Here is a 21,007-nt window from a genome sequence, read left to right as displayed (position 1 = left end):
CGCGAGCCTTGGGGCCGGCGCGTTTTTGCGCACTATAGTGGATACGCGGGCGCCCGCCCCGCCGCTTTCCCACGGAGCCTCAGCCAATGAACACCCTCGTCACGTCCGTCGGCGCCCCCATCGACCGCGCCAGCCTGCCCGCCCTGTTCGCTCCGCGTGGGCAGGACACGCACAAAGGCAGCTTCGGCACCGTCGGCGTGGTGGGCGGCGGCCCGGGAATGACGGGCGCGGCGCTGCTGGCCGCCCGCGCCGCATTGAAGACAGGCGCCGGCAAGGTGCTGGTCGGCTTCGCCCAGGACACTGCACCGCTGGCGTGCGACCCGCTGCAACCCGAACTGATGCTGCGCGACGCCCGCTCGCTGCTGGAGGCGGACTGGGGCGTGACCGCCTGGGTGGCCGGCTGCGGCATCGGCACGGATGCGCTTGCCGCAAACGCGCTGTCGGAATTGTTCGTGCTGCGGCGCGAAGCCCCGCTGGTGCTGGACGCCGACGGCCTGAACCTGCTGGCCACGGGCGACATCCGCCCCAACTGGGGCGCGGGCTCTGTCGTGCTGACCCCCCATCCCGCCGAAGCCGGGCGCCTGCTGGGCGTCGGCACCGCGCAGATCCAGTCCGACCGCCCCGGCGCCGCCCGGCAATTGGCGCAGCGTTACAACGGCTGGATTGTTCTTAAGGGCGCGGGCACGGTCGTTTGCAGCCCGGCGGGCGACATACGAATCAACACCAGCGGCAACCCGGGCTTGGCCACGGCGGGAACGGGCGATGTGTTGGCCGGGATGCTTGGCTCGTTGTTGGCGCAAAAGCTACCGGTGGACCAAGCCGTGGCCGGGGCGGTCTGGCTGCATGGCGCCGCGGCCGACGCGCTGGTGGCCCAGGGAATCGGCCCCATCGGCTTGACGGCGGGTGAACTCGCGGACGCGGCCCGCGCCCTGCGCAACGAAAACTGGGGCAGTTTCCGCAGCTAAGTCCCCGTCAAATAAACATTTTTACAACATACTAGGGTTTTCCCTGGAAAGGTCATTGCTTTCGAACTAGGGTTATCCCTATAATGGTTTTCACCAAGACGAAACGGACTGGAGAAAGACCATGAGCGAACTGACCCTGAATAGCACTGCCCGCCTGACCGACGCGCTGGAGCGCGACCTGCTGCGCGGCGCCCTCGAGAACCAACCCAATTCCCATCCGCTGACCAGCCTGAAGAAGGCCGGCCAAGCCGTGATCGCCGCTGTCGCCAGCGTGTTTGCCTTCATCGACGAAGTGAACGAATCGATGAACAAGGCCCGCGCCGCCAGCTCGCGCTTCTCCGGCTCGCAGTGGTAAAAACAGCCGCGCTGGGCTGAAACCGCGATCGATATTCGCGGTTTCGCCCGGCGCGCTGTCGTTTTCGGCCCGCTTGCTGGACAAGCGCCCGATGACAGGCGTTAGGTGTCTTTTTTCGGCACTCTCGCCCGGGCAAGCATCCCCGCTTGTTCCCTTCCTCTCGGCGTTTTCCCTAGCGCCAGATTCGCCGTTCTTCATTGACAACGCGCGAAGCCCCTATTGATAATCGGCCCCTTGCCGTCGTGCCTGGCGCCAACCCATCCTAGTTTTACCGCGGCCGACAATAGTGTCCGGCCGCGGCGGCGGTGGTTTTCGCGCAGGCATGATCCGGTTCGCTATCCCTCCGGAGTTGTCACATGAAGTTGCGCACCACCCTGGCCCTTGTGGCCGCCGCCATTCCCTTGGCAGCCGCTCAAGCCCAGACGCTGAAGATCGGCCTGTCGGCCGAACCCACTTCGGCAGATCCCCACTATCACAAGATGACGCAGAACGATGCGTTCTCCGCGCACGTCTACAGTTCGCTGGTGGGCCGCAGCGCCGACATGAAGCTCACGCCCCAGTTGGCCAAGTCCTGGAAGAACCTGGACGACCTGACCTGGGAATTCAAGCTGCGCGACGACGTCAAGTTCTCAAACGGCAAGCCGTTCACGTCCGAAGACGTGCTGTTCACGATCTGCCGCACGCTGAACAACGAAACCAACGTGTCGCAGTCCTACATGGACATGACCAAGCGCATCGCCGACGTGCAAACGCCCGACGCGCACACCGTCATCATCAAGACCTCCGAACCCTTCCCGCTGATGCCCGCCGAGCTGGCCCGCTCGCTGCCCATCATCTGGAACGGCATCGTGGAACACGGCAAGCTGACGTTCGACCCCAAGAAGGGTTGCGGCGTGACCGGCGCCTGGCCCACCGTTGCCGACTTCAACAACGGCAAGGATGCCATCGGCACCGGCCCGTACACCCTGAAGTCCTACGTGAAGGGCACCGGCATCGAGCTCGTCCGCAACGAGAACTACTGGGGCGACAAGCCGGCCTGGAAGGAAGTGAAGTTCGTGCCGGTGCCGTCCGCCGGCCCGCGCCTGACCGGCCTGCTGTCGGGTGATTTCGACATGATCGAAAACCCCGCCGCGCGCGATCTGCCCCGCCTGAAGGACAACCCGAAGTTCGGCTTCGTCGCTACGCCGTCCACCCGCCTGGTGTTCTTCCAGCCGGACGTGGCGCGCAACCCGAGCCCGTTCGTCAAGAGCGCCGACGGCAAGAACCCGCTGCAGGACCTGCGTGTGCGCAAGGCCATTTCGATGGCCATCGACCGCAAGACCATCACCGCCCGCATCATGGACGGCATGGCCACCCCGGCCTACCAGTTCATGCCCGACGGCATGTTCGGCGCGCTGCCCAAGGCGCCGGAAATCAAGTACGACCCGGAAGGCGCCAAGAAGCTGCTGGCCGAAGCCGGCTACCCGAACGGCTTTGAATTGACGCTGTCGTCCACCAACGACCGCTACGTCAACGACGGCCAGATCGCCCAGGCCGTGGCCCAGTACCTGGCCCGCGTCGGCATCAAGACCAATGTGGACGCCATGACGGCCTCCATCTATTTCCCCAAGCGCGCCAAGCGCGAATTCAGCTTCTCGATGGGCGGCTGGCCGGCGGAAACGGGTGAAGCCTCGGCGCTGTTCCAGTTGTGGGTCGCGTCGCTGGATTCGCCCAAGAGCCTGGGCACCAGCAACTACGGCGGCTTCTCCAACGCCGATTTCGACAAGGTCTACAAGGAAGCCATCGTGACGGTTGACGCGCCCAAGCGCGAAAAGCTGTTGCAGCAAGCCACCCAGATCGCCCTGGACAACGTGCCGCTGATTCCGCTGCACTTTGAAAGCAGCATCTGGGCGTTCCGCAAGGGCATCACCTACGAAGGCCGCCGCGACCAATACACGCTGGCGACGTCGGTCACGCCCGAAAAGAAGTAATCTGGTTCGCTTGAACCGTGAGACGGCTGCCTCGTGCAGCCGTTTTCTTTTGCCGGATCCCTATACAATTCCCCCGCTTCATCGGAGTTCCCCATGCCCACGTCCACGCCCGCGGTCCAGCCCCGCCCTTTTCTTCTTGCCTGTCCGGATTTGTCGTCGGAGCGCTTGGGCAATACGGAGACGCCCGGCGTCTGGCATTTTGACTCCGGCGTGCCGGGCAAGCGGGTGATGTTGAGCGCGCTGATCCACGGCAACGAGCTGTGCGGTGCCTGGGCCTTGAAGGAAGCGCTTGCGGCCGGGCTGCGTCCGCGCCGGGGCTCGCTGACCCTAGCCTTTTGCAACCTGGCAGCGTTCGACCGCTTCGATTCCACCAATTACGCGCCCGCGCGTTTTGTCGACGAAGACATGAACCGCGTCTGGAGCGACGACAAGCTGACGGTGCCCATCAGCCAGGAACGCCGCCGCGCCGCGCAGCTTCGCCCGTGGGTGGAGCAAGCTGACTGGCTGCTGGACTTCCATTCCATGAGCAATTCCGACGTGCCGCTGCAATTGACCGGCATGGAACAGCGCAATATCGACCTGGCGCTGGCCTTGGGCAACCCCGCCACCATCATCGCGGATGCCGGCCATGCCGCCGGCGTGCGCATGCGCGACTACGGCCGCTTTGGCGAAGCGGGTGACAACGGCACGCGCTCGCTGCTGATCGAATGCGGCTTCCACGGCGCCCCCGAAGCACGCGGCGTGGCAGTGGACCAGATGGCGCGCTTCCTGCTGGAAGCCGGCACGGTGGACAGCGGCGATATCCCCGATGCCTGGATTGCGCCCGCACAAGCAGCCCAACGCGCGCTGCGCGTCACCCACGCCATCGCCGCGAAAAGCGCGGACTTCCGTTTCGACCAGCCCTGGAAGGGCCTGGAAACCCTGGCCACGGCGGGCACCGTCATTGGCTGGTCCGAAGGCGAAGCCGTCGTCACGCCTTATGACGACTGCGTGCTGATCATGCCGTCCACGGCCAACCTGCGGCCCGGCGTCACCGTGGTCCGCCTGGCGCAAGCTATCGTTTGATTTAAGAAAACACCCTGGCCATGTTGGCCAAACCCACCAAATAATCCCGCCAAGCAAGCACTCGGCGCCAAGCAACCCTGAGCCCACCAAGGAAATCATCACGTGGCCTTGTTCATCCTGCGCAGACTGATACAGAGTCTGTTCGTACTGCTGGCCGTTTCGGTCGTGGTCTTCTTCGCGGTGTATGCCGTGGGCGACCCGATCGAACTGCTGGTCAGCCCCGAAGCCAGTCAGGCAGCTCGCGAGGCGATGATCGCCCGCCTGGGCCTGGACCTGCCGGTTTGGCAGCAATACACCGGGTTCCTGTGGCGCGCGCTGCATGGCGACCTGGGCACGTCCTTCGTGCACGGCATCCCGGCTATTGAACTGATCGTGCAGCGCATCCCCGCCACGTTCGAACTGGTCGTCGTGGCCATCATGCTGACCTGTGTGATCGGGATTCCGCTGGGGCTGGTCGCCGGCCTGTACCGCGACGACTACCTGGGTCGCGGCATCATGGCGTCGTCGGTGCTGGGCTTTTCGCTGCCGAACTTCTGGCAGGGCATGATGCTGATTCTGCTGTTCGCCGTGTGGCTGGGCTGGTTGCCCGCCACGGGGCGCGGCGACACCGTCACGGTGCTGGGCATACGCCTGTCCATCCTGACCGCCGACGGCTGGTCGCACCTGATCATGCCGGCCATCAACCTGGCGCTGGCCAACATTGCGCTGGTGCTGCGCCTGACCGCCTCGGGCGTGGTCGAGGCGCGCAGCCAGGACTACGTGAAATTCGCGCGGGCCAAGGGCGTGAAGCCCGGGCGCATCGTGCGCCGCCACATCCTGCGCAACATCCTGATCCCGGTCGTGACCGTGATCGGCATGGAGTTCGGCACCCTGATCGCCTATTCCACCATCACCGAAACCGTGTTCGCGTGGCCGGGAATGGGCAAGCTGCTGATCGACAGCGTCTACCAGTTGGACCGCCCCGTGGTGGTCGCCTACGTGATGCTGGTCACCCTGATCTTCGTGGTCATCAACCTGGTTGTGGACATTCTGTACGCCGCGCTCGACCCGCGCGTGCAGCTCGTGGCCCCCGCTCAATAATCCGCCATGGTTAACATTCCCAATTCCGGCCGCACTCGCACCGTCCAGCCTTTGGCCGAGACCCCGCAGCGCGCCTCCATCCTGAAGAAACTGCGTGCGCGCCCCACGGTGCGCGGCTCCGTGATCGCGCTGGCCATCCTGATCATCCTGGTGGTCTTCGCGCCCTACTTCGCGCCGCAAAACCCCTACGACCTGGCCAACCTGTCGCTGCTGGACGGCCGCCTGGCGCCGCGCCAGGCGCTGATGGACGGCAGCATCGCCTGGCTGGGCACCGACGACCAAGGGCGCGACATGCTCAGCGCCATCCTGTATGGCTTGCGCATCAGCCTGATGGTGGGCCTGTCGGCCGTGGTGCTGGCTACCGCCATCGGTGGCGCCATCGGCCTGATCGCCGCCTACATCGGCGGCCTGGTCGACACGGTGCTGATGCGCATCGTCGACTTCATCCTGGGTTTCCCGACCATCCTGGTGGCGCTGGTGCTGCTGGTGGTGCTGGGGCGCGGCGTGGACAAGGTCATCCTGGCGCTGGTGCTGGTGCAGTGGGGCCACTACGCCCGCATCATGCGCAGCCGCGCGCTGCAAGAGCGCCGCAAGGAATACGTGGAAGCCGCCGCCAACCTGGGCTTTCCGGCCTGGCGCATCATGGTGTTTCACCTGCTGCCCAACTGCCTGGGCCCCGTCATGGTGTTCGCCACCATCCAGATCGCCACCGCCATCGCGCTGGAAGCGACGCTGTCGTTCCTGGGCGTGGGCGTGCCGATCACCGAGCCGTCGCTGGGCCTGTTGATTTCCAACGGCTTCCAATACCTGCTGTCCGGCGATTACTGGATCAGTCTGTTCCCCGGCATTGCGCTGCTGGTGCTGATCCTTTCCATCAACATCGTGGGCGACCGCCTGCGTGAAAGCCTGGACCCCCGACGAGCATGAGCGACATTCTTCTTGATGTGCGCGGACTGCGCACTGCATTCCATACCGAAGCCGGCGCGTATCTGGCTGTCGACGGTGTCGACCTTACCGTGCGCCGTGGCGAAATCGTGGGCCTGGTGGGCGAATCCGGTTCCGGCAAATCCGTCACCGGCTTCTCACTGCTGGGCCTGATCGATCCGCCCGGGGAAGTCGTCGACGGCGAAGTGAAGTTCAAGGGCACCGACCTGCGCAACCTCACGGAAGAGCAGATGCGCCAGTTGCGCGGCAACCGCATCGCCATGATCTTCCAGGACCCGCTGATGACGCTGAACCCGGTGCTGCGCATCGGCGAGCAGATGATGGAAGCAATCCTCACGCACGAAAACGTGTCCCGGGCGCAAGCCGAGGAACGCTGCCGCGAAGCGCTGGAGATGGTGGGTATTCCGTCGCCCGAAAAGCGCTTGAAGAGCTACCCGCATGAGTTTTCCGGCGGCATGCGCCAGCGCGTGGCGATCGCCATCGCCATGCTGAACAAGCCCGACCTGATCATCTGCGACGAGCCCACGACCGCGCTGGACGTCACCATCCAGGGCCAGATTCTCTACCGCATGCAAAAGATCTGCCGCGAGCACAACACCGCGCTTATCTGGATCACCCACGACCTTGGCGTGGTGGCCGAACTGGCCGACCGCGTGGCCGTCATGTACGCCGGCCGCATCGTGGAAAGCGGCCCGGTTGAACAGGTGCTGGAATCGCCGCGCCACCCCTACACCCGGGGCCTGTTGGATTCGATGCCCGGCGCCACCCAGCCCGGCGCGCGTCTGCACCAGATCAACGGCATGGCGCCCAGCCTGGCGGGCCGCCCGTCGGGCTGTGCATTCCGGCCGCGTTGCACCAAGGTGATCCCGCGCTGCACCGAACAAGCCCCCTCCGTTACCACCGAAGGTCCGCGCAGCTACCGCTGTTACGTGCCGATAGCCCGCGAGGCACAGCAAGCATGAGCCAAGCCGATACTCCCGTCATCGAGCTCAAGAACGTCCACAAGCGATTCGAACAGCGCCCCGACCTGGCCCAGCGCATCCTGGCCCTGACCGGCCGCCCGCTGGACCGCCGCACGGTGTATGCCGTGAACGGCGTGGACCTGTCCATCAAGCGCGGCGAAGTCGTCGGGCTGGTGGGCGAATCCGGTTGCGGCAAGTCCACCCTGGGCCGTGTCGTGGCCGGCCTGCACCGCCAGACCGAAGGCGAACTGCTGTACCAAGGCCGCGACGCCGTGCGTCTGCGCGGCGCCGACAAGCTGGCCTACACGCTGGGCGTGCAGATGATTTTCCAGGACCCGCAAGCGTCCTTGAACCCGCGCCAGCGCCTGCGCCAGATCCTGGGCGAATCGCTCAAGGTCCACAAGCTGGCGCCCCCGGCCGAGATCCCCGCGCGTATCGACCAGGCCTTGAAGGAAGTGGGCCTGGACGCCGAATACCGCGACCGCTTTCCGCACCAGATTTCCGGCGGCCAGCGCCAGCGTATCGGCATCGCCCGCGCGCTGATGGTGGCGCCCAAGTTCCTGGTTTGCGATGAACCGGTGGCCGCGCTGGACGTGTCCATCCAGGCGCAGGTGATCAACCTGTTCATGGACCTGCGCGAACAGCACGGCTTTACGTATCTCTTCATCAGCCACGACCTGGGCGTGGTCAAGCACATCTCGGATCGCGTCGCGATCATGTATCTGGGCAAGATCGTGGAAATCTCCACGTCGGCCGAGATCTTCGCGCGAGCCAACCACCCGTACACTCAGGCCTTGATGGCCGAGGTGCCGGACGTGGCCCGCCGTGGTCGCAAGTTCACGCCGATCAAGGGCGAAATCCCGTCGCCGCTGAATCCGCCCCCGGGCTGCACCTTCAACCCCCGTTGCCCCCACGCCATGCCGCGCTGCCGCGAGCAGGCGCCGGCCCTGAAAGAAATCTCGGCGGGCCATTGGTCGGCCTGTCACCTGAACGAAGCGAGCGCCTGATGAAACCCTCCGACATGTCCAACGTGGACCGCATCGCCATCGAAATGGGCCATGCGGGCCGCAACACCATCCAGTACATCGACGAAGACCGCAATTCGGATCGTCCGTTCAAGCTGCAAACGTACCGCCCGTACGGCTATACGCCCGACCGCCCGGTCGTCATCGTGCAGCACGGCGTGCTGCGCAACGGCGACGAATACCGCGACTTCTGGGTCGAGGCCGCCGACAAGCACAAGCTGCTGATCGTGGCGCTGACGTTCTCCAACGAGATCTGGCCCGGCGTTGAAAGCTACAACAACGGCCGCGTGTTCTCGGCCGGCGGCAACCCGCGCCACATCGACGGCTGGACGTATGCGCTGGTGGGCAACGTCATCAAGGACATGATCGACGGTGAAATCACCGACGGTCAGAACGTCTACCTGTTCGGCCACTCGGCGGGCGGGCAGTTCGTGCACCGCCTGATGAGCAGCCAGTCGCACGCGCCGTTCAAGGCCGTGACGGCGGGCAACCCTGGCTGGTACACGCTGCCGACGTTTGACTACCCGTTCCCCGAAGGCATGGACGGCGTGGGCCTGACCGAAGAGCATCTGGTGAAGCTGCTGGCCTATCCCATGACGATTCTGGCGGGCGATCAGGACATCGCCACCGACGACCCGAACTTGCCGGCCGAACCGGCCGCCATGCGCCAAGGCCCGCACCGCTTCGCGCGCGCCCAGAACTACTACGACTTCGGCAAGCAAGAGGCCGAACGCCGTGGCGTGCCGTTCGGCTGGACGCTGCAAGTGGTGCCCGGCATCGGCCACGATGGCCGCGCCATGTCGGCCGTTTGCGCCAGCTTGTGGTTTGACGGCAAGATGCCCGACGACGCCGAACTGGCCCGCCTGGCCGGCCAGCAGGTCGCCTGATCGCTCCTTCCTTTTTCATTGCTGAACACCGAACCCGCCATGTCCAACACTCAAAGCACTGAACAGATCGTCGCTGGCATCCAGAGCTGGCTGCAATGCGAATCGCCGTCGAACTTTCCCGAGGGCATCGCCGCCATGGCGCGCATCATCGCCGACTACGCGGCCGCCGCGGGCTTGACGGTGGAGCTGTCGTCGCTGGGCCCCACCACGGGTCCGCTGCTGTACGCCACCAACCGCGCGCCCGGCGACACGCGCCCCGGCATCCTGATCCTGGCGCACATGGACACGGTGCATCCGGTGGGCACGCTGCTTGAGAACCCGGTGCGCATTGATGGCGACCGCCTCTACGGCCCGGGCAGTTATGACATGAAAGCGGGCATCTACCTGGCGCTGACGGCGCTGGCCGGCGTGGCGCGCCCCGGCGCGACGCAACTGCCGGTGGACTTCCTGGTGGTGCCGGATGAAGAAACCGGCAGCCATGCGTCCCGCGTGCACATCGAACGCTTCGCCGCCAACGCCAAGTACGCGCTGGTCTGCGAACCGGCCCGCCCGAACGGCGGCAAGTGTGTGACGGCGCGCAAGGGCACGGGCATGCTCAACCTGAACGTAAAGGGCCGCCCGGCGCACGCCGGCATGCAGCACGAAAAGGGCCGCAGCGCGATCCGCGAAATGGCGCACCAGGTACTGGCGCTGGAAGCGATGACTGACTACGACCGTGGCATCACGGTCAGCGTGGGCACGATTGCGGGCGGCACGGTCACGAACACAGTGCCGGCGCTGTGCCGCTGCGTGGTGGACTTCCGCGTGCCGGACATGGGCGCCGCCGAAGACGTGCTGCGCCGCATGCGCGAATTGTGCGCGGTGGGGCCGGACGTGGAACTGGATATCAACGTTGAACTGAACCGCCCGCCGATGGTGAAGACGGACGCGGCGGCGGCGTTGCTGTCGCTGGTGCAAGGCTACGCGGATCGGGCGGGTTTCCTGCTGGAAGACGCGCCGATGACGGGCGGCGGCAGCGACGCGAACTTCACGTCGGCGATGGGAATTCCTACGTTGGACGGGTTGGGTGCCGACGGGGATGGGGCGCATACCTTGAATGAGTATGTGCTGGTATCGACGCTGGAGCAGCGGTTGAAGTTCTGGGAATTGCTGTTGAAGGAATTGGCGTAGGGGTGATGGGTTGCGCGCGATTTACGGCGGTGTTCTATTGAACGGCCGTTCGCGCTTCACCCATCCTACGTCGAAATTTTCTATTTTTTTTATCGCAAATCATCATGTCCGCCGCTTCCTCCAGCGCCATTGCCTACGGCTTGGCTACGCTTGCCGCCGATGGCTCCGTGCTTGACACATGGTATCCACGCCCGTCGCTGGCCGATCGTACGCCTGCTTCTGGCACGCGCCACCTTACGCCTGAAGAAGCCCGCGCCGCGTTGGGCGAACATGTGCCCACGGCCTTGATCCGCGACACGCGGCGCAAGGTGGATATCGTTGCCGTGCGCACCGCCATTGCTTCGCTGGATGAACCGCCCGCCGATGCGCATGACGCCTATCTTCGGCTGCATCTGCTCAGCCATCGCCTGATCCGCCCGCATGAGGCGAACCTGGATGGCTTGTTCGGCGTGCTGACCAACGTGGCGTGGACGTCCGTGGGGCCGTGCGCGGTGGATCAGGTGGATGCCTTGCGCTGGCAATTGCGCGCCACGGGGCAAACGCTGGAAATTCGCGGCGTGGACAAGATTCCCCGCATGACCGACTACGTCGTGCCCAGCGGCGTGCGTATTGCGGATACGGCACGCGTGCGCCTGGGTGCGCACTTGTCGGCGGGCACGACCGTGCTGCATGAAGGGTTCTGCAACTTCAACGCCGGCACGCTGGGCGCCTCGATGGTCGAAGGCCGCATTAGCGCGGGCGTCATCGTGGACGACGGCAGTGATATCGGAGGCGGGGCGTCCATCATGGGCACCATGTCGGGCGGCGGCAAGCAGGTGGTATCGATCGGCAAACGCTGCCTGCTGGGCGCGAACTCAGGCGTCGGCATCTCGCTGGGCGACGACTGCGTGGTGGAAGCCGGCTGCTACATCACAGCTGGAACGCGGGTGCTGACGCCGGAAGGCACGGTCGTGAAAGCGGCGTCGCTGGCGGGTCGGCACGGGCTGCTGTTCCGTCGAAATTCACAGACGGGGGCTGTGGAAACGCTGATCCGCACCGTCGCCTGGGGCACGCTGAATCCCGCGCTGCACGCGGGGCATTGACCCGCTCGCCAAGACGGTAAGGACAACAGCAACCTCAGCGGCAGCAGCATCAGCAACTGCGCCAGCAACAGCATCAACGTCATCGGCAAAGCGACGCAACAACAAACGCCAAACCCCATGCAAAAGGGCCGCTCGTAATGCTCGGGGCGGCCCTTCGTCTTTACGTATCAAGCGAGCCCGTTACGCTGCTTGCGGGACGACTCCCGTCAGGCGTATTCCGCCGTTTGACCCAACTGGTCGTACACCAGGTTCACCAACAGATCCGAGCTAAGAATGCGCGTCGCCACGCACGAAAACACGGTCTTGCCGTTGTCGTCTTGCAGGGTGATCGTCTCGGTCCAGTCGTTCAGGTCGATGCGCTGCAACGATTCATAGGGCCAGGTGGCGCCGTCAATATGCAGGCCTTCGGCCGACAGGGCCAATTCCTGCGTGTCGAAGCCGGGAAAATCACCGGACTTGATCGTCCGGAATGCCACGCGCTTGCCGTCGGCCATCAACGCTTCCAGCACGGGCAAGCGCTGCGCGACGTAGCGCGAGCGGAATGCATCCAGGAACTGGGCGAAGTTGCTGACGTCGCCGGACACCACGGTCCAGTCTTGCGTCGTGCTGGTACGGTAGGCAAATTGGTTAATCGGGCCTGCCGTTGCGCCCGCTTCAGCGGGGAACAGGCAAAGGTCCAGTACATCCGCGAAGGCGGTGTAGCTGCGTGTGTCGCCTTGTTGGCGGACCACGCCCTTGTCATGCAATTCAAAGCGAACCGGGGCGTTCCCCGTGTGCGTAAACACCGCCAATGCGTCTGAGACCTGCGGGGTTTTGCTATCTGTCATGCAACTTCCTTATTGAGTTGGGGTGCTTTCGCGGCCCAGGACGTCGCAAAGTCACTGCGACACGCATTCTCCCTTATATGAGCGATACGTGCTTGATGACCCCTATTTATCGGCCAATTTCGACGATATTTGGCCGGATTTTGCCCAAAAACCGCGTCAAGGGCCCGGCGCGATCGGTACGAAGGGGTAATGCCGCACATCGCCGCCGCCGGCGATGATGGCGGTGGCTTCCGGCACTTCTTCCCAGACGCCGGGCATTTCGCTCAAGGGTTCGGACAGCAGCAGGAAGGCGTCTTCGTCCAGCGCGGCGATCTGCGGGTCCTGCGGATAGAGCTCGCGCAAATGGCGCACGCAGGTGTTGTGGAACAGCGTGCGCGACTCCGCCTCGCTGGAATAACGCACCGCGATCAGCCTTTCGCCGTCCAGCGCGCACACCGTCATGTTGATGGGATGCGTCACGCCATGGCGGCGGCCCGTTTCTTCCACCGCGCCCACCATGCGGGCCAGTGCGGGAATCGGGTCTTCCTCCAGGCCAAAGGTCAGGGCCAGCAGGAACATCACCTCGGAATCGGTCGACCCTTCCAGCGACCCGAAATAGGCCGGCGCAATCATCAGCATCAGGTCGCGGCGCAGCAGGGGGTAGTCGCGAATTACCCCGTTATGCACGAACAGCCACTGGCCGTGGCGAAACGGATGGCAGTTGGTTTCTTGCGCGGGCGTGTCGGTGGCCGCGCGGATATGCGCCACGAACAGCGGCGCGTGGATGGCGCGCGCGGCTTCGCGCAAGTTGCGATCGTTCCAGGCGGGGTGCACGCTGCGGTAGCGGAACGGCGGCTCGATGTGGCTATTCGAGGGCCGACTGTACCAACCCAGGCCAAAGCCATCGCCATTGGTCGTGGTGGCGCCCAGGCGCGAATGCAGGCTCTGGTCGATAAGCGAATGCTTGGCCTTGAACAGCACGCTTTCCATCTGTAGGGGACTTCCGGTGTAAGCCAGCCAACGACACATGATGCGCTCCTTCAAGATGGACTTGCCCAGTGTAGGAGCCAGCCGCAATTTTCTACAAGCCCGCCTGCGCGCTCCCCGGCATAGTGACGGCTTTCCCGTATCAGCCGAAGCCACCCGTGAACACGCCCCTATCCGTCCCCGCCCCCAATATGGGCTTTTCCAGCGACAACATCGCGGGCGCCAGCCCCGAAATAGTGGAAGCGCTGCTGCGCGCCAGCGCCGGCCAGGCCCAGCCGTATGGCGCCGACGACAGCACCCTGAATGTGCAGCGCCGGCTTGCCGATCTGTTCGAGCACGAGGTCGACGTGCTGCTCGTGCCCACCGGCACGGCCGCCAATTCGCTCAGCCTGGCCGCGCTGACGCCGCCCTGGGGTGCCGTGCTGTGCCACGCGCAAAGCCATATCGCCAACGATGAATGCGGTGCACCCGAGTTCTACACCCATGGCGCCCGCCTGATGCTGCTGGGCGGGGCCGACGCCAAGATCGACCCGCTTGAATTGGCGGAGCAGGCGCGGCGCAAGGCGGGTGACGTGCATTCCGTGCAGCCGTCCTGCGTCAGCATCACGCAGGCCACCGAAACCGGCAGCGTCTACTCCCTGGATGAGATCCAGGCCATCGGCAACGTCTGCCGCGATGCGGGCCTGCCCTTGCACATGGACGGCGCGCGTTTTGCCAACGCGCTGGTCAGCCTGGACTGCACGCCGGCGGACATGACGTGGAAAGCGGGCGTGGAGATCCTGTCGTTCGGCGCCACCAAGAACGGCGTGCTGGGCGCCGAGGCCATCGTGATGTTCAACCGCGAGCGTGCGCGCGACCTGGCGTTCCGGCGCAAGCGCGGCGGCCATCTGCTGTCAAAGATGCGCTTGCTGTCCGCGCAGATGGAAGCGTATCTGGATGATGGCCTGTGGCTGCGCAACGCGCGCCAGGCCAACGCCATGGCCGCCCGGCTGGCGGCGGGCATGCAAGGCCTGCCCGGCGTGACCCTGCAAGGCAAGGCCGACGCCAACATCCTGTTCTGCCAATTGCCCGCCGCCGCCATCGACGGCCTGCTAGCCGACGGCTTTCGCTTCTATCACGACCGCTGGGGCCCGGGCATCGTGCGTCTGGTGACGTCCTTTGCCACCACGGAACAAGACGTCGACCACTTCCTGTCTGCGCTGCGCGCGCGGGTGAGCTGAACCGGCAGTGTGACGCCTGCGGCTTCGATTACGCCGCCGGTTGATAGGCCGAAGGCGGTGCGCCATAGGCGGCGCGGAAGGCGCGGTTGAAATGGCTTTGATCATAGAAACCCACTTCCGCCGCCACCTCGGCCACCGACATGCGTGCGGTGGCCAGCACCGCGCAGGCCCGCTCCAGCCGCAGCCGCACCAGCCAGGCGTGGGGCGTCAAACCGGCCGTGTGCGTAAAGCGCCGCAGGAATTGAAAACGGCTAAGTCCGCACAACCGCGCCAGGTCGTCCAGCGCGATCTTCTCGCTCAGATGCGCATGGCAGTAATCCCGCACCGCAAGCCGATGCGCCGCTGACAGGCCACCCTTGACCACCTGCGGCGACACCGTGCGCGTGCGCACGAACAGGTCGGCCATCAAAGCCAGTGATTGCGACTGCCGCGCCAACGGCTCGTCCGGCGCGCGGGACATCCACACGTTGTGCAAGGCCATGAAGCGCTGCGCCAGCGCGGCGTCTTGCAGCAGCGTGCCGAAGAAGTGCTCGCGGGGCGCGGCATCCGACACGTCTTCGATCCAGGCACGCATCAACGCCGCTGAAATTCGGAACGTCTTCAGCACATAGGCCGAGCCCTGGTCGTCCGCCCCCATGCCGTCATGGATTTCGCCGGGCGGCATCAGCGCAATGCCGCCCGGCCCCAGCAGAATGCTCTGCCCGCGAAAGTGCTGGCGTTGCACGCCCTGCGTCACCAGGCCGATGTGATAGTCCTCGTGATAGTGGCGGTCAAATTGGAATTCGCTAAGACGCGCCTGCCCCAGCACCAGCCCCGGCGTGCCGGACACGGGCAGATAGCGGACGTCGTCTTTCATGGCACAGGCCGCGCGCTACTTCTTCAGCAGCGCTTTCAACATGGCCATGCGCTCCTTGGGGTTCATGGCGGCGGTGGCTTCGTCTTCCTGCACGCGCACATCTCCCAGCCCCATCTCTTCGATGAAGCGCGACGGCTCGCGCACCAGGTCTTCGCGCGCGCGGCGGCGGCGCTTGCACCAGCTAAGGTTCAGGCTGCGCTGCGCGCGGGTGATGCCCACGTACATCAGGCGGCGTTCCTCCTGGATGCGCGTGGCCAGGTTCTCGGCCGCGCGCGCGGGGTCGCCCACTTCGTCGTCCTTGCCCAAGTGCGGCAGCAAGCCTTCTTCAACGCCCGCCAGATACACGTGCGGATACTCCAGGCCCTTGGACGCATGCAGGGTCGACATCTTCACCGCATCGGGCTCGTCTTCCTCGCCGCGCTCCAGCATCGTGACCAGCGCCACGTGCTGCACCAGATCGAAGAGCGTCATGTTGTCTTCTTCGGCCTTGCGCTTGAGCCAACCGGTCAGCTCCAGCACGTTCTGCCAGCGTGTTTGCGCGGGGCGTTCCTCGAACAGTTCGAACAGATGGCGTTCGTACTGAATGGCCTCCAGCAAGTCGTCCAGGATGACGCCGGCGGGTTCAGCCGGCGCGGCGTCCTTGCCCGTGGTGCCGCGTCCGGCGCGCCATTGCATGCGGCGGATGAATTCGGCAAAGGTGCGCAGGGGCTCCAACTGGCGAGGCGCCAGCAGGCTTTCCAGGCCGGTCTCGGCCACGGCGGCCAGCAGCGACGTTTCGCGCGTGGCCGCGTACTGGCCCAGCACCTGCAACGTGGCCTGGCCGATGCCGCGCTTGGGCGTGGTGGCCGCGCGGATGAACGCGGGGTCGTCATCGTCATTGGCCAACAGGCGCAGGTACGACAGGACGTCGCGCACTTCCGCCTTGTCGAAGAAGCTTTGCCCGCCCGAGATCGTGTACGGAATCTTCAGGTTGCGCAGCGCCTGTTCCAGAATGCGCGACTGATGATTGCTGCGGTACAGGATGGCGAAATCCTTCCACTGCGCCTGCCGTTCAAAGCGCGAGGCCGACACCTTCATGGCGATGGATTCGGCTTCCTGCTCTTCGCCGTCCATGGCCGACACCAGGATGGGCTCGCCCACGCCCAGGTCGGACCACAGCTTCTTGTCGAACAGCTTGGGGTTCTTTTCAATGACCGCGTTGGCGGCGGCCAGAATACGCTGCACCGAGCGGTAGTTCTGTTCCAGCTTGATGAGCTTGATGTTGGGGTAGTCGGTGGTCAGCTTGGCCAGGTTTTCAATGGTGGCGCCGCGCCAGGCATAGATGGCCTGGTCGTCGTCGCCCACCGCCGTGAACATGGCGCGCGAGCCCGTCAGCAGTTGCACCAGCCGGTACTGGCACACGTTGGTGTCCTGGTATTCGTCCACCAGCAGATAGCGGACGCGGTTTTGCCAGCGCGTGCGCACCTCTTCGTTGCTGGACAACAGCAGCGCGGGAATGCGGATCAGGTCATCGAAGTCCACCGCCTGATAGGCCGCCAGCGTGGCGGCATAGCTGCGGTAGATGTGGGCGGCTTCCACGTCGCCGGGCGTGACGGCTTCGCGCGCGGCGTCGTCCGGCTCCATCAGCCCGTTTTTCCACAGCGAAATAATGCCCTGCACGTGCCGCAGCCGCGCCTTGTCGGTGGTGGCCAGCAGTTCCTGGATGATGGACATGGCGTCATCGGCATCCAGGATGGAAAACGTGGGCTTGAGCCCGGCGTTGCGCGCTTCCTCGCGCAGCATCTTCACGCCCAACGAGTGGAACGTGCTGATGATCAGGCCCTTGGACAGCTTGCGGTCCACCAGCGTCTTGACGCGCTCGTCCATCTCGCGCGCGGCCTTGTTGGTGAAGGTCAAGGCCACCACGTTGCGGCCCATGTAGCCGCATTCACGCAGCAGATACGCAATTTTCTGCGTGATCACGCGCGTCTTGCCGCTGCCGGCGCCGGCCAGCACCAGACAGGGGCCGTCCAGGTACAGCACCGCCTCTCGTTGGGCGGGGTTCATCCCTTGGGCAATGGCTTCGTTGGCGGACATGTTGGACCTTGGGCTAGATTTCAAGCGGATCGACTTCCAACTGCCAGCGCACCCGCGCCTCGTTGGCGATATACGGCAAGTGGTGCGACCACGACGTCAGAAAGGCCTGTAAGGCCGGCCGGCTGCTGCTTTCCACCAGCAGTTGGGCTCGCTCGATATTAGCCACCCGCACCACCCGCAGCGGCACCGGGTCGTACAGCATGATGGCATCCAGGCCCGGAAAATCGGCGGCCCATTCGCCTTCCGGCAGCACGCGCGCGCGCTCCAGGAAAGCTTGCGCCACTTTCAGTTCGCGCGCTTCGGCCGTCAGCAGGGCTTGATAGACGAAGGGCGGCAAGCCGGTGCTTTCGCGTTCATGCAGGGCATGGCGCGCAAAGCCCGCGTAGTCATGGCGCAGCAAGGCCTGATACACCGGCTGCTCCGGGTAGCCGGTCTGGATAAGCACCTCGCCATTGCCCTGGTGGCGGCCGGCACGGCCCGCCACCTGCATCAGCTGAGCAAACAGGCGCTCGGGCGCGCGGAAGTCGTGCGCGAACAGCATCGAATCGGAATTCAGCACGCCCACCAGGCCCAGCCGCGCAAAATCATGCCCCTTGGCCACCATCTGCGTGCCCACCAGGATGTCGACCTCGCCCGCATGGACCGAAGCGAACAGCGCTTCGGCACTGCCTTTCTTGCGCGTGCTGTCGGCATCAATGCGCAGGATGCGCGCACCCGGAAATAGCTCGGCCAGATGCTCTTCGATGCGCTGGGTGCCCCGGCCCATGGGGGCCAGGTCCTGGTCGCCGCATTCCGGGCACGCACGCGGCACCGGCGCCTGGTAACCGCAGTGGTGGCACTGCAGCCGATGGCCGCGCCCATCCGTGCGATGCAGCACGGTAAACGCGGTGCAGCGCGGGCAGTTGCTGACCCAGGCGCAAGACTGGCAATGCAGCACTGGGGAATAGCCGCGCCGATTCAGGAAGATCAGCGACTGCTCTTTGCGTTCCAGTCGCTGGCCGATGGCCTCCAGCAAATGCGGCGACATGCCGTGCTTCATCTGCAAGCGGCGTGTATCCACCAGGCGCATCGACGGCAGCGTGCTGGAGCGCGCCCGGCCCGGCAGCGTCAAGCGCAGATAGCGGCCGCGCTCGGCATGCTGCCAGGTTTCCAGGGACGGCGTGGCCGACCCCAGGACCACGGGAATATCCAGATCATGCGCCCGCCACACGGCAAGGTCACGCGCCGAATAGCGCAGGCCGTCCTGCTGCTTGTAGGAAGCGTCGTGCTCTTCGTCCACCACGATCAAGCCCAGCTTGCTCAGGGGCGCAAAGATCGACATGCGCGTGCCCAGCACCATGCGCGCCTCGCCGCGTTGGGCGCGGGCCCAGGCTTGCAGCCGCTCACCGTCGGACAAGCCGCTGTGCATGACGGCCAGGCCATCCGGCCCCACCAAGGCTTCCAGGCGCGCGCGCAGCGCGGCTTCCAACTGCGGCGTCAGGTTGATCTCGGGCACCATCAGCAGCACCTGGCGCCCTTGACCCAGCACTTTTTCCGCTGCCCGCAGGTAGACCTCGGTCTTGCCGCTGCCCGTTACACCGTGCAGCAGCACAGGCTTGAAGCCGGTCAATGCCCCAATGGTGTCCACGGCGGCGCGCTGCGCGTCGTTAAGTTCCGGCGGCTGGTCCGCCTTGGCCAGCGCACGCACCGGCTTGCGCTTGCGATTGTCCAGGCGCGCCACTGGGCCGCCCGCCGAGCGCTTGCCTTGATACGCGGTGGGCTTGCGCAGTGGCGGCGGCAAGGTCGGCAACATCACTTCGCCCAGGGGCCGTTGATAGTAGTCCGCCGCAAAGCGCGCCATGCGCAGCCAATCTTCGTCAAAGGGGGGCAGGTCATCCAGCACCTGTTCGATCGGCCGGATCTGCTTGGGCTCGTATGACGGCTCCGCCGGGTTCTCCACCACCACGCCGACCATCTTGCGCCGCCCGAACGGGACGATCACCCGCAAGCCCACCGCGACGGGCGCATCGCTGCGGTAATCGAAGGGGCCGGGCAAGGGCACGTCCAGCGCCACGCGCACCCAGCAGACGGCTTCGGACGTCGTTCCTGGCAGCGGTTCAGACATGGAGGCTTGGGCGGGTCATGGAAAAGGATTAATCCGAATGGCTGATAGGTAATGGGGGAAGGCGCCGCCGGACAATTGCCGCCGGGGCGCGCCGGCCGGCTTGGGCGGCGCCTGTGGATAACTTTGGGGAAAAGGCTGGAGCAACGTCAATTTTCGGAATAAGCCAAGATTGCGCAGCATGCTGCAATCCGGTGGAAAACTCACTTTTTCCGTTTAAAAACAGTAGCTTATATAACGTTCCAAGATTGTAAACTAGCTTCTAAAGGGTTTTCCCCAGGCAAATTCCTGCTGTGCACAAGTACTTGCCCGGGCCCTCAAATATCGGCCCTTGGAACCGAAGCGTCCACTCACTTACCCCCGCAGCGCGCGGCTGTGTTGGTGGACTTCTTCGACCAATTCGGCTACGGCTTCCGGCGGAGTAAAGCGCGAAATTCCGTGTCCCAGGTTGAACACGTGCCCGCCCTTGCCGACCGGGCCAAACGCGTCCAGCACGCGCCGGGCTTCCGCGCGGATGGCGGGGCCGCCGCCAAACAGCGCCATCGGGTCCAGGTTGCCCTGGAAGGCAACCGAGTCGCCCGTGCGGCGGCGCGCCGCGGCCAGGTCCACCGTCCAGTCCAGCCCGACAGCATCGCAACCACAAGCCGCAATCTGCTCCAGCCATTGGCCACCGCCCTTGGTGAACACGATGACAGGCACGCGCCGGCCTTCGTTTTCACGGGTCAGGCCATCCACGACCTTCTTGGTGTACGCCAGCGAAAATTGCTGGAACAGGCCATCGGCCAACACGCCGCCCCAACTGTCGAACAGCATGACGGCCTGCGCGCCCGCGGCGATCTGTGCGTTCAGGTATTGCAGCGTGGCCTCGGCGTTGATTTCCAGGATGCGGTGCAGCAGGTCCGGGCGCGAATACAGCATGGTTTTGATCAGGCGGTAGTCGTCGCTGCCCTTGCCTTCGACCATATAGCAGGCGATGGTGAACGGGCTGCCGGCAAAGCCGATCAGCGGCACCTTGCCGTCCAGCTCGCGGCGGATCACGCCTACCGCATCGAAGACATAGCGCAGCTTGTCCATGTCGGGCACGGCCAGGCGGGCAACGTCTTCCTCGGTACGCACCGGGTGGGCAAAGCGCGGGCCCTCGCCTTCGGCGAAGTCCAGGCCCAGGCCCATGGCATGCGGCACCGTCAGAATGTCCGAAAACAGAATGGCCGCATCCAGGTCGTAGCGCGCCAGCGGCTGCAACGTGACCTCCATGGCGTAGTCCGGATTTTGAGCCAGGCCCATGAAGGAGCCTGCGCGGGCCCGCGTGGCGCGGTACTCGGGCAGGTAGCGACCCGCCTGGCGCATCAGCCAGATCGGGGTATAGGGCACGGGCTCGCGCAAGAGCGAGCGCAAGAACACATCGTTCTTCAAGCTGGAAGCAGACACGACTATCCTCGTTGATCGGAAGCCGTG

The 21,007-nt window shown here is 65.0% G+C and carries 18 protein-coding genes; 12 read left to right on the top strand and 6 right to left on the bottom strand.

The window, feature by feature from the left end:
• Nucleotides 1–86 precede the first annotated feature (86 nt).
• From M2361_RS26980 to dapD, 11 genes are all read left to right on the top strand, one after another.
• Nucleotides 87–965, top strand: a complete 879-nt coding sequence (locus tag M2361_RS26980; RefSeq protein ID WP_259252850.1) for an NAD(P)H-hydrate dehydratase — start codon at nucleotides 87–89, stop codon at nucleotides 963–965.
• A 121-nt stretch (nucleotides 966–1,086) separates the two neighbouring features.
• Entirely contained in the window at nucleotides 1,087–1,320 is a 234-nt protein-coding gene (locus M2361_RS26975; RefSeq protein ID WP_050446754.1) for a hypothetical protein, read from the top strand.
• Nucleotides 1,321–1,676: 356 nt separating this feature from the next.
• On the top strand, nucleotides 1,677–3,290 hold the full coding sequence (locus M2361_RS26970; RefSeq protein WP_259252849.1) for an ABC transporter substrate-binding protein: 1,614 nt from the start codon (nucleotides 1,677–1,679) through the stop codon (nucleotides 3,288–3,290).
• Between the two features lie 93 nt (nucleotides 3,291–3,383).
• Nucleotides 3,384–4,355 carry a succinylglutamate desuccinylase/aspartoacylase family protein gene (locus M2361_RS26965; protein ID WP_259252848.1) on the top strand — a complete coding sequence of 324 codons (972 nt, stop codon included), beginning with the start codon at nucleotides 3,384–3,386 and terminating at the stop codon, nucleotides 4,353–4,355.
• 102 nt (nucleotides 4,356–4,457) lie between these two features.
• Complete coding sequence (locus tag M2361_RS26960; protein WP_259252847.1) at nucleotides 4,458–5,435, top strand: ABC transporter permease; 978 nt, start codon at nucleotides 4,458–4,460, stop codon at nucleotides 5,433–5,435.
• Between the two features lie 6 nt (nucleotides 5,436–5,441).
• Nucleotides 5,442–6,362, top strand: a complete 921-nt coding sequence (locus tag M2361_RS26955) for an ABC transporter permease (protein WP_259252846.1) — start codon at nucleotides 5,442–5,444, stop codon at nucleotides 6,360–6,362.
• Entirely contained in the window at nucleotides 6,359–7,342 is a 984-nt protein-coding gene (locus tag M2361_RS26950) for an ABC transporter ATP-binding protein (protein WP_259252845.1), read from the top strand. Before M2361_RS26955 ends, M2361_RS26950 begins: the two co-directional genes overlap by 4 nt.
• Nucleotides 7,339–8,349 carry an ABC transporter ATP-binding protein gene (locus M2361_RS26945; protein WP_050446760.1) on the top strand — a complete coding sequence of 337 codons (1,011 nt, stop codon included), beginning with the start codon at nucleotides 7,339–7,341 and terminating at the stop codon, nucleotides 8,347–8,349. The genes M2361_RS26950 and M2361_RS26945 overlap by 4 nt, the downstream gene beginning before the upstream one ends.
• Nucleotides 8,349–9,254 carry an alpha/beta hydrolase gene (locus M2361_RS26940; protein WP_259252843.1) on the top strand — a complete coding sequence of 302 codons (906 nt, stop codon included), beginning with the start codon at nucleotides 8,349–8,351 and terminating at the stop codon, nucleotides 9,252–9,254. Before M2361_RS26945 ends, M2361_RS26940 begins: the two co-directional genes overlap by 1 nt.
• A gap of 39 nt (nucleotides 9,255–9,293) precedes the next feature.
• The gene (locus M2361_RS26935; protein ID WP_259252842.1) at nucleotides 9,294–10,424 is read left to right on the top strand and encodes a M20 family metallopeptidase; all 1,131 of its coding nucleotides are present in this window, start codon (nucleotides 9,294–9,296) and stop codon (nucleotides 10,422–10,424) included.
• Between the two features lie 104 nt (nucleotides 10,425–10,528).
• On the top strand, nucleotides 10,529–11,506 hold the full coding sequence (dapD, locus tag M2361_RS26930) for a 2,3,4,5-tetrahydropyridine-2,6-dicarboxylate N-succinyltransferase (protein ID WP_259252841.1): 978 nt from the start codon (nucleotides 10,529–10,531) through the stop codon (nucleotides 11,504–11,506).
• A 206-nt stretch (nucleotides 11,507–11,712) separates the two neighbouring features.
• Here dapD and M2361_RS26925 read toward each other — a convergent pair whose 3' ends face one another.
• Entirely contained in the window at nucleotides 11,713–12,333 is a 621-nt protein-coding gene (locus M2361_RS26925) for a hypothetical protein (protein ID WP_259252840.1), read from the bottom strand.
• A gap of 156 nt (nucleotides 12,334–12,489) precedes the next feature.
• Nucleotides 12,490–13,341 carry a class II glutamine amidotransferase gene (locus M2361_RS26920; RefSeq protein WP_259252839.1) on the bottom strand — a complete coding sequence of 284 codons (852 nt, stop codon included), beginning with the start codon at nucleotides 13,339–13,341 and terminating at the stop codon, nucleotides 12,490–12,492.
• A gap of 116 nt (nucleotides 13,342–13,457) precedes the next feature.
• Here M2361_RS26920 and M2361_RS26915 point away from each other — a divergent pair, with 116 nt between their 5' ends.
• Nucleotides 13,458–14,519 (top strand): low specificity L-threonine aldolase, encoded by a 1,062-nt coding sequence (locus M2361_RS26915; protein ID WP_259252838.1) that lies wholly within the window; start codon nucleotides 13,458–13,460, stop codon nucleotides 14,517–14,519.
• A gap of 28 nt (nucleotides 14,520–14,547) precedes the next feature.
• Here the strand turns inward: M2361_RS26915 and M2361_RS26910 are convergent, their stop codons facing one another.
• From M2361_RS26910 to hemE, 4 genes are all read right to left on the bottom strand, one after another.
• Nucleotides 14,548–15,375 (bottom strand): AraC family transcriptional regulator, encoded by an 828-nt coding sequence (locus M2361_RS26910; protein WP_259252837.1) that lies wholly within the window; start codon nucleotides 15,373–15,375, stop codon nucleotides 14,548–14,550.
• Nucleotides 15,376–15,390: 15 nt separating this feature from the next.
• Nucleotides 15,391–17,451, bottom strand: coding sequence for a UvrD-helicase domain-containing protein (locus M2361_RS26905; protein WP_259252836.1), 2,061 nt, complete (start codon nucleotides 17,449–17,451; stop codon nucleotides 15,391–15,393).
• 13 nt (nucleotides 17,452–17,464) lie between these two features.
• The gene (locus M2361_RS26900; protein ID WP_259252835.1) at nucleotides 17,465–19,555 is read right to left on the bottom strand and encodes a primosomal protein N'; all 2,091 of its coding nucleotides are present in this window, start codon (nucleotides 19,553–19,555) and stop codon (nucleotides 17,465–17,467) included.
• A gap of 351 nt (nucleotides 19,556–19,906) precedes the next feature.
• A complete protein-coding gene (gene hemE, locus M2361_RS26895) occupies nucleotides 19,907–20,980 on the bottom strand; it encodes a uroporphyrinogen decarboxylase (protein ID WP_259252834.1) in 1,074 nt (357 codons plus the stop codon).
• Nucleotides 20,981–21,007: the final 27 nt, after the last annotated feature.

This window comes from Achromobacter sp. JUb104 (assembly GCF_024806975.1).
In the GTDB taxonomy this organism is placed as follows: Bacteria; Pseudomonadota; Gammaproteobacteria; order Burkholderiales; family Burkholderiaceae_B; genus Achromobacter; species Achromobacter spanius.
Note: the sequence above shows the minus strand (reverse complement) of the source record. Positions and strands in the feature narration are given on the sequence as shown.

Excerpts from the sequence above, each read along its gene's own strand:
- M2361_RS26905 (WP_259252836.1), bottom strand. The coding sequence starts at position 17,451 with ATGTCCGCCAACGAAGCCATTGCCCAAGGGATGAACCCCGCCCAACGA.
- M2361_RS26980 (WP_259252850.1), top strand. The coding sequence starts at position 87 with ATGAACACCCTCGTCACGTCCGTCGGCGCCCCCATCGACCGCGCCAGC.
- M2361_RS26940 (WP_259252843.1), top strand. The coding sequence starts at position 8,349 with ATGAAACCCTCCGACATGTCCAACGTGGACCGCATCGCCATCGAAATG.
- M2361_RS26975 (WP_050446754.1), top strand. The coding sequence starts at position 1,087 with ATGAGCGAACTGACCCTGAATAGCACTGCCCGCCTGACCGACGCGCTG.
- M2361_RS26950 (WP_259252845.1), top strand. The coding sequence starts at position 6,359 with ATGAGCGACATTCTTCTTGATGTGCGCGGACTGCGCACTGCATTCCAT.
- M2361_RS26955 (WP_259252846.1), top strand. The coding sequence starts at position 5,442 with ATGGTTAACATTCCCAATTCCGGCCGCACTCGCACCGTCCAGCCTTTG.
- M2361_RS26935 (WP_259252842.1), top strand. The coding sequence starts at position 9,294 with ATGTCCAACACTCAAAGCACTGAACAGATCGTCGCTGGCATCCAGAGC.
- M2361_RS26945 (WP_050446760.1), top strand. The coding sequence starts at position 7,339 with ATGAGCCAAGCCGATACTCCCGTCATCGAGCTCAAGAACGTCCACAAG.
- M2361_RS26965 (WP_259252848.1), top strand. The coding sequence starts at position 3,384 with ATGCCCACGTCCACGCCCGCGGTCCAGCCCCGCCCTTTTCTTCTTGCC.
- M2361_RS26900 (WP_259252835.1), bottom strand. The coding sequence starts at position 19,555 with ATGTCTGAACCGCTGCCAGGAACGACGTCCGAAGCCGTCTGCTGGGTG.
- M2361_RS26925 (WP_259252840.1), bottom strand. The coding sequence starts at position 12,333 with ATGACAGATAGCAAAACCCCGCAGGTCTCAGACGCATTGGCGGTGTTT.
- M2361_RS26920 (WP_259252839.1), bottom strand. The coding sequence starts at position 13,341 with ATGTGTCGTTGGCTGGCTTACACCGGAAGTCCCCTACAGATGGAAAGC.
- M2361_RS26970 (WP_259252849.1), top strand. The coding sequence starts at position 1,677 with ATGAAGTTGCGCACCACCCTGGCCCTTGTGGCCGCCGCCATTCCCTTG.
- dapD (WP_259252841.1), top strand. The coding sequence starts at position 10,529 with ATGTCCGCCGCTTCCTCCAGCGCCATTGCCTACGGCTTGGCTACGCTT.
- M2361_RS26910 (WP_259252837.1), bottom strand. The coding sequence starts at position 15,375 with ATGAAAGACGACGTCCGCTATCTGCCCGTGTCCGGCACGCCGGGGCTG.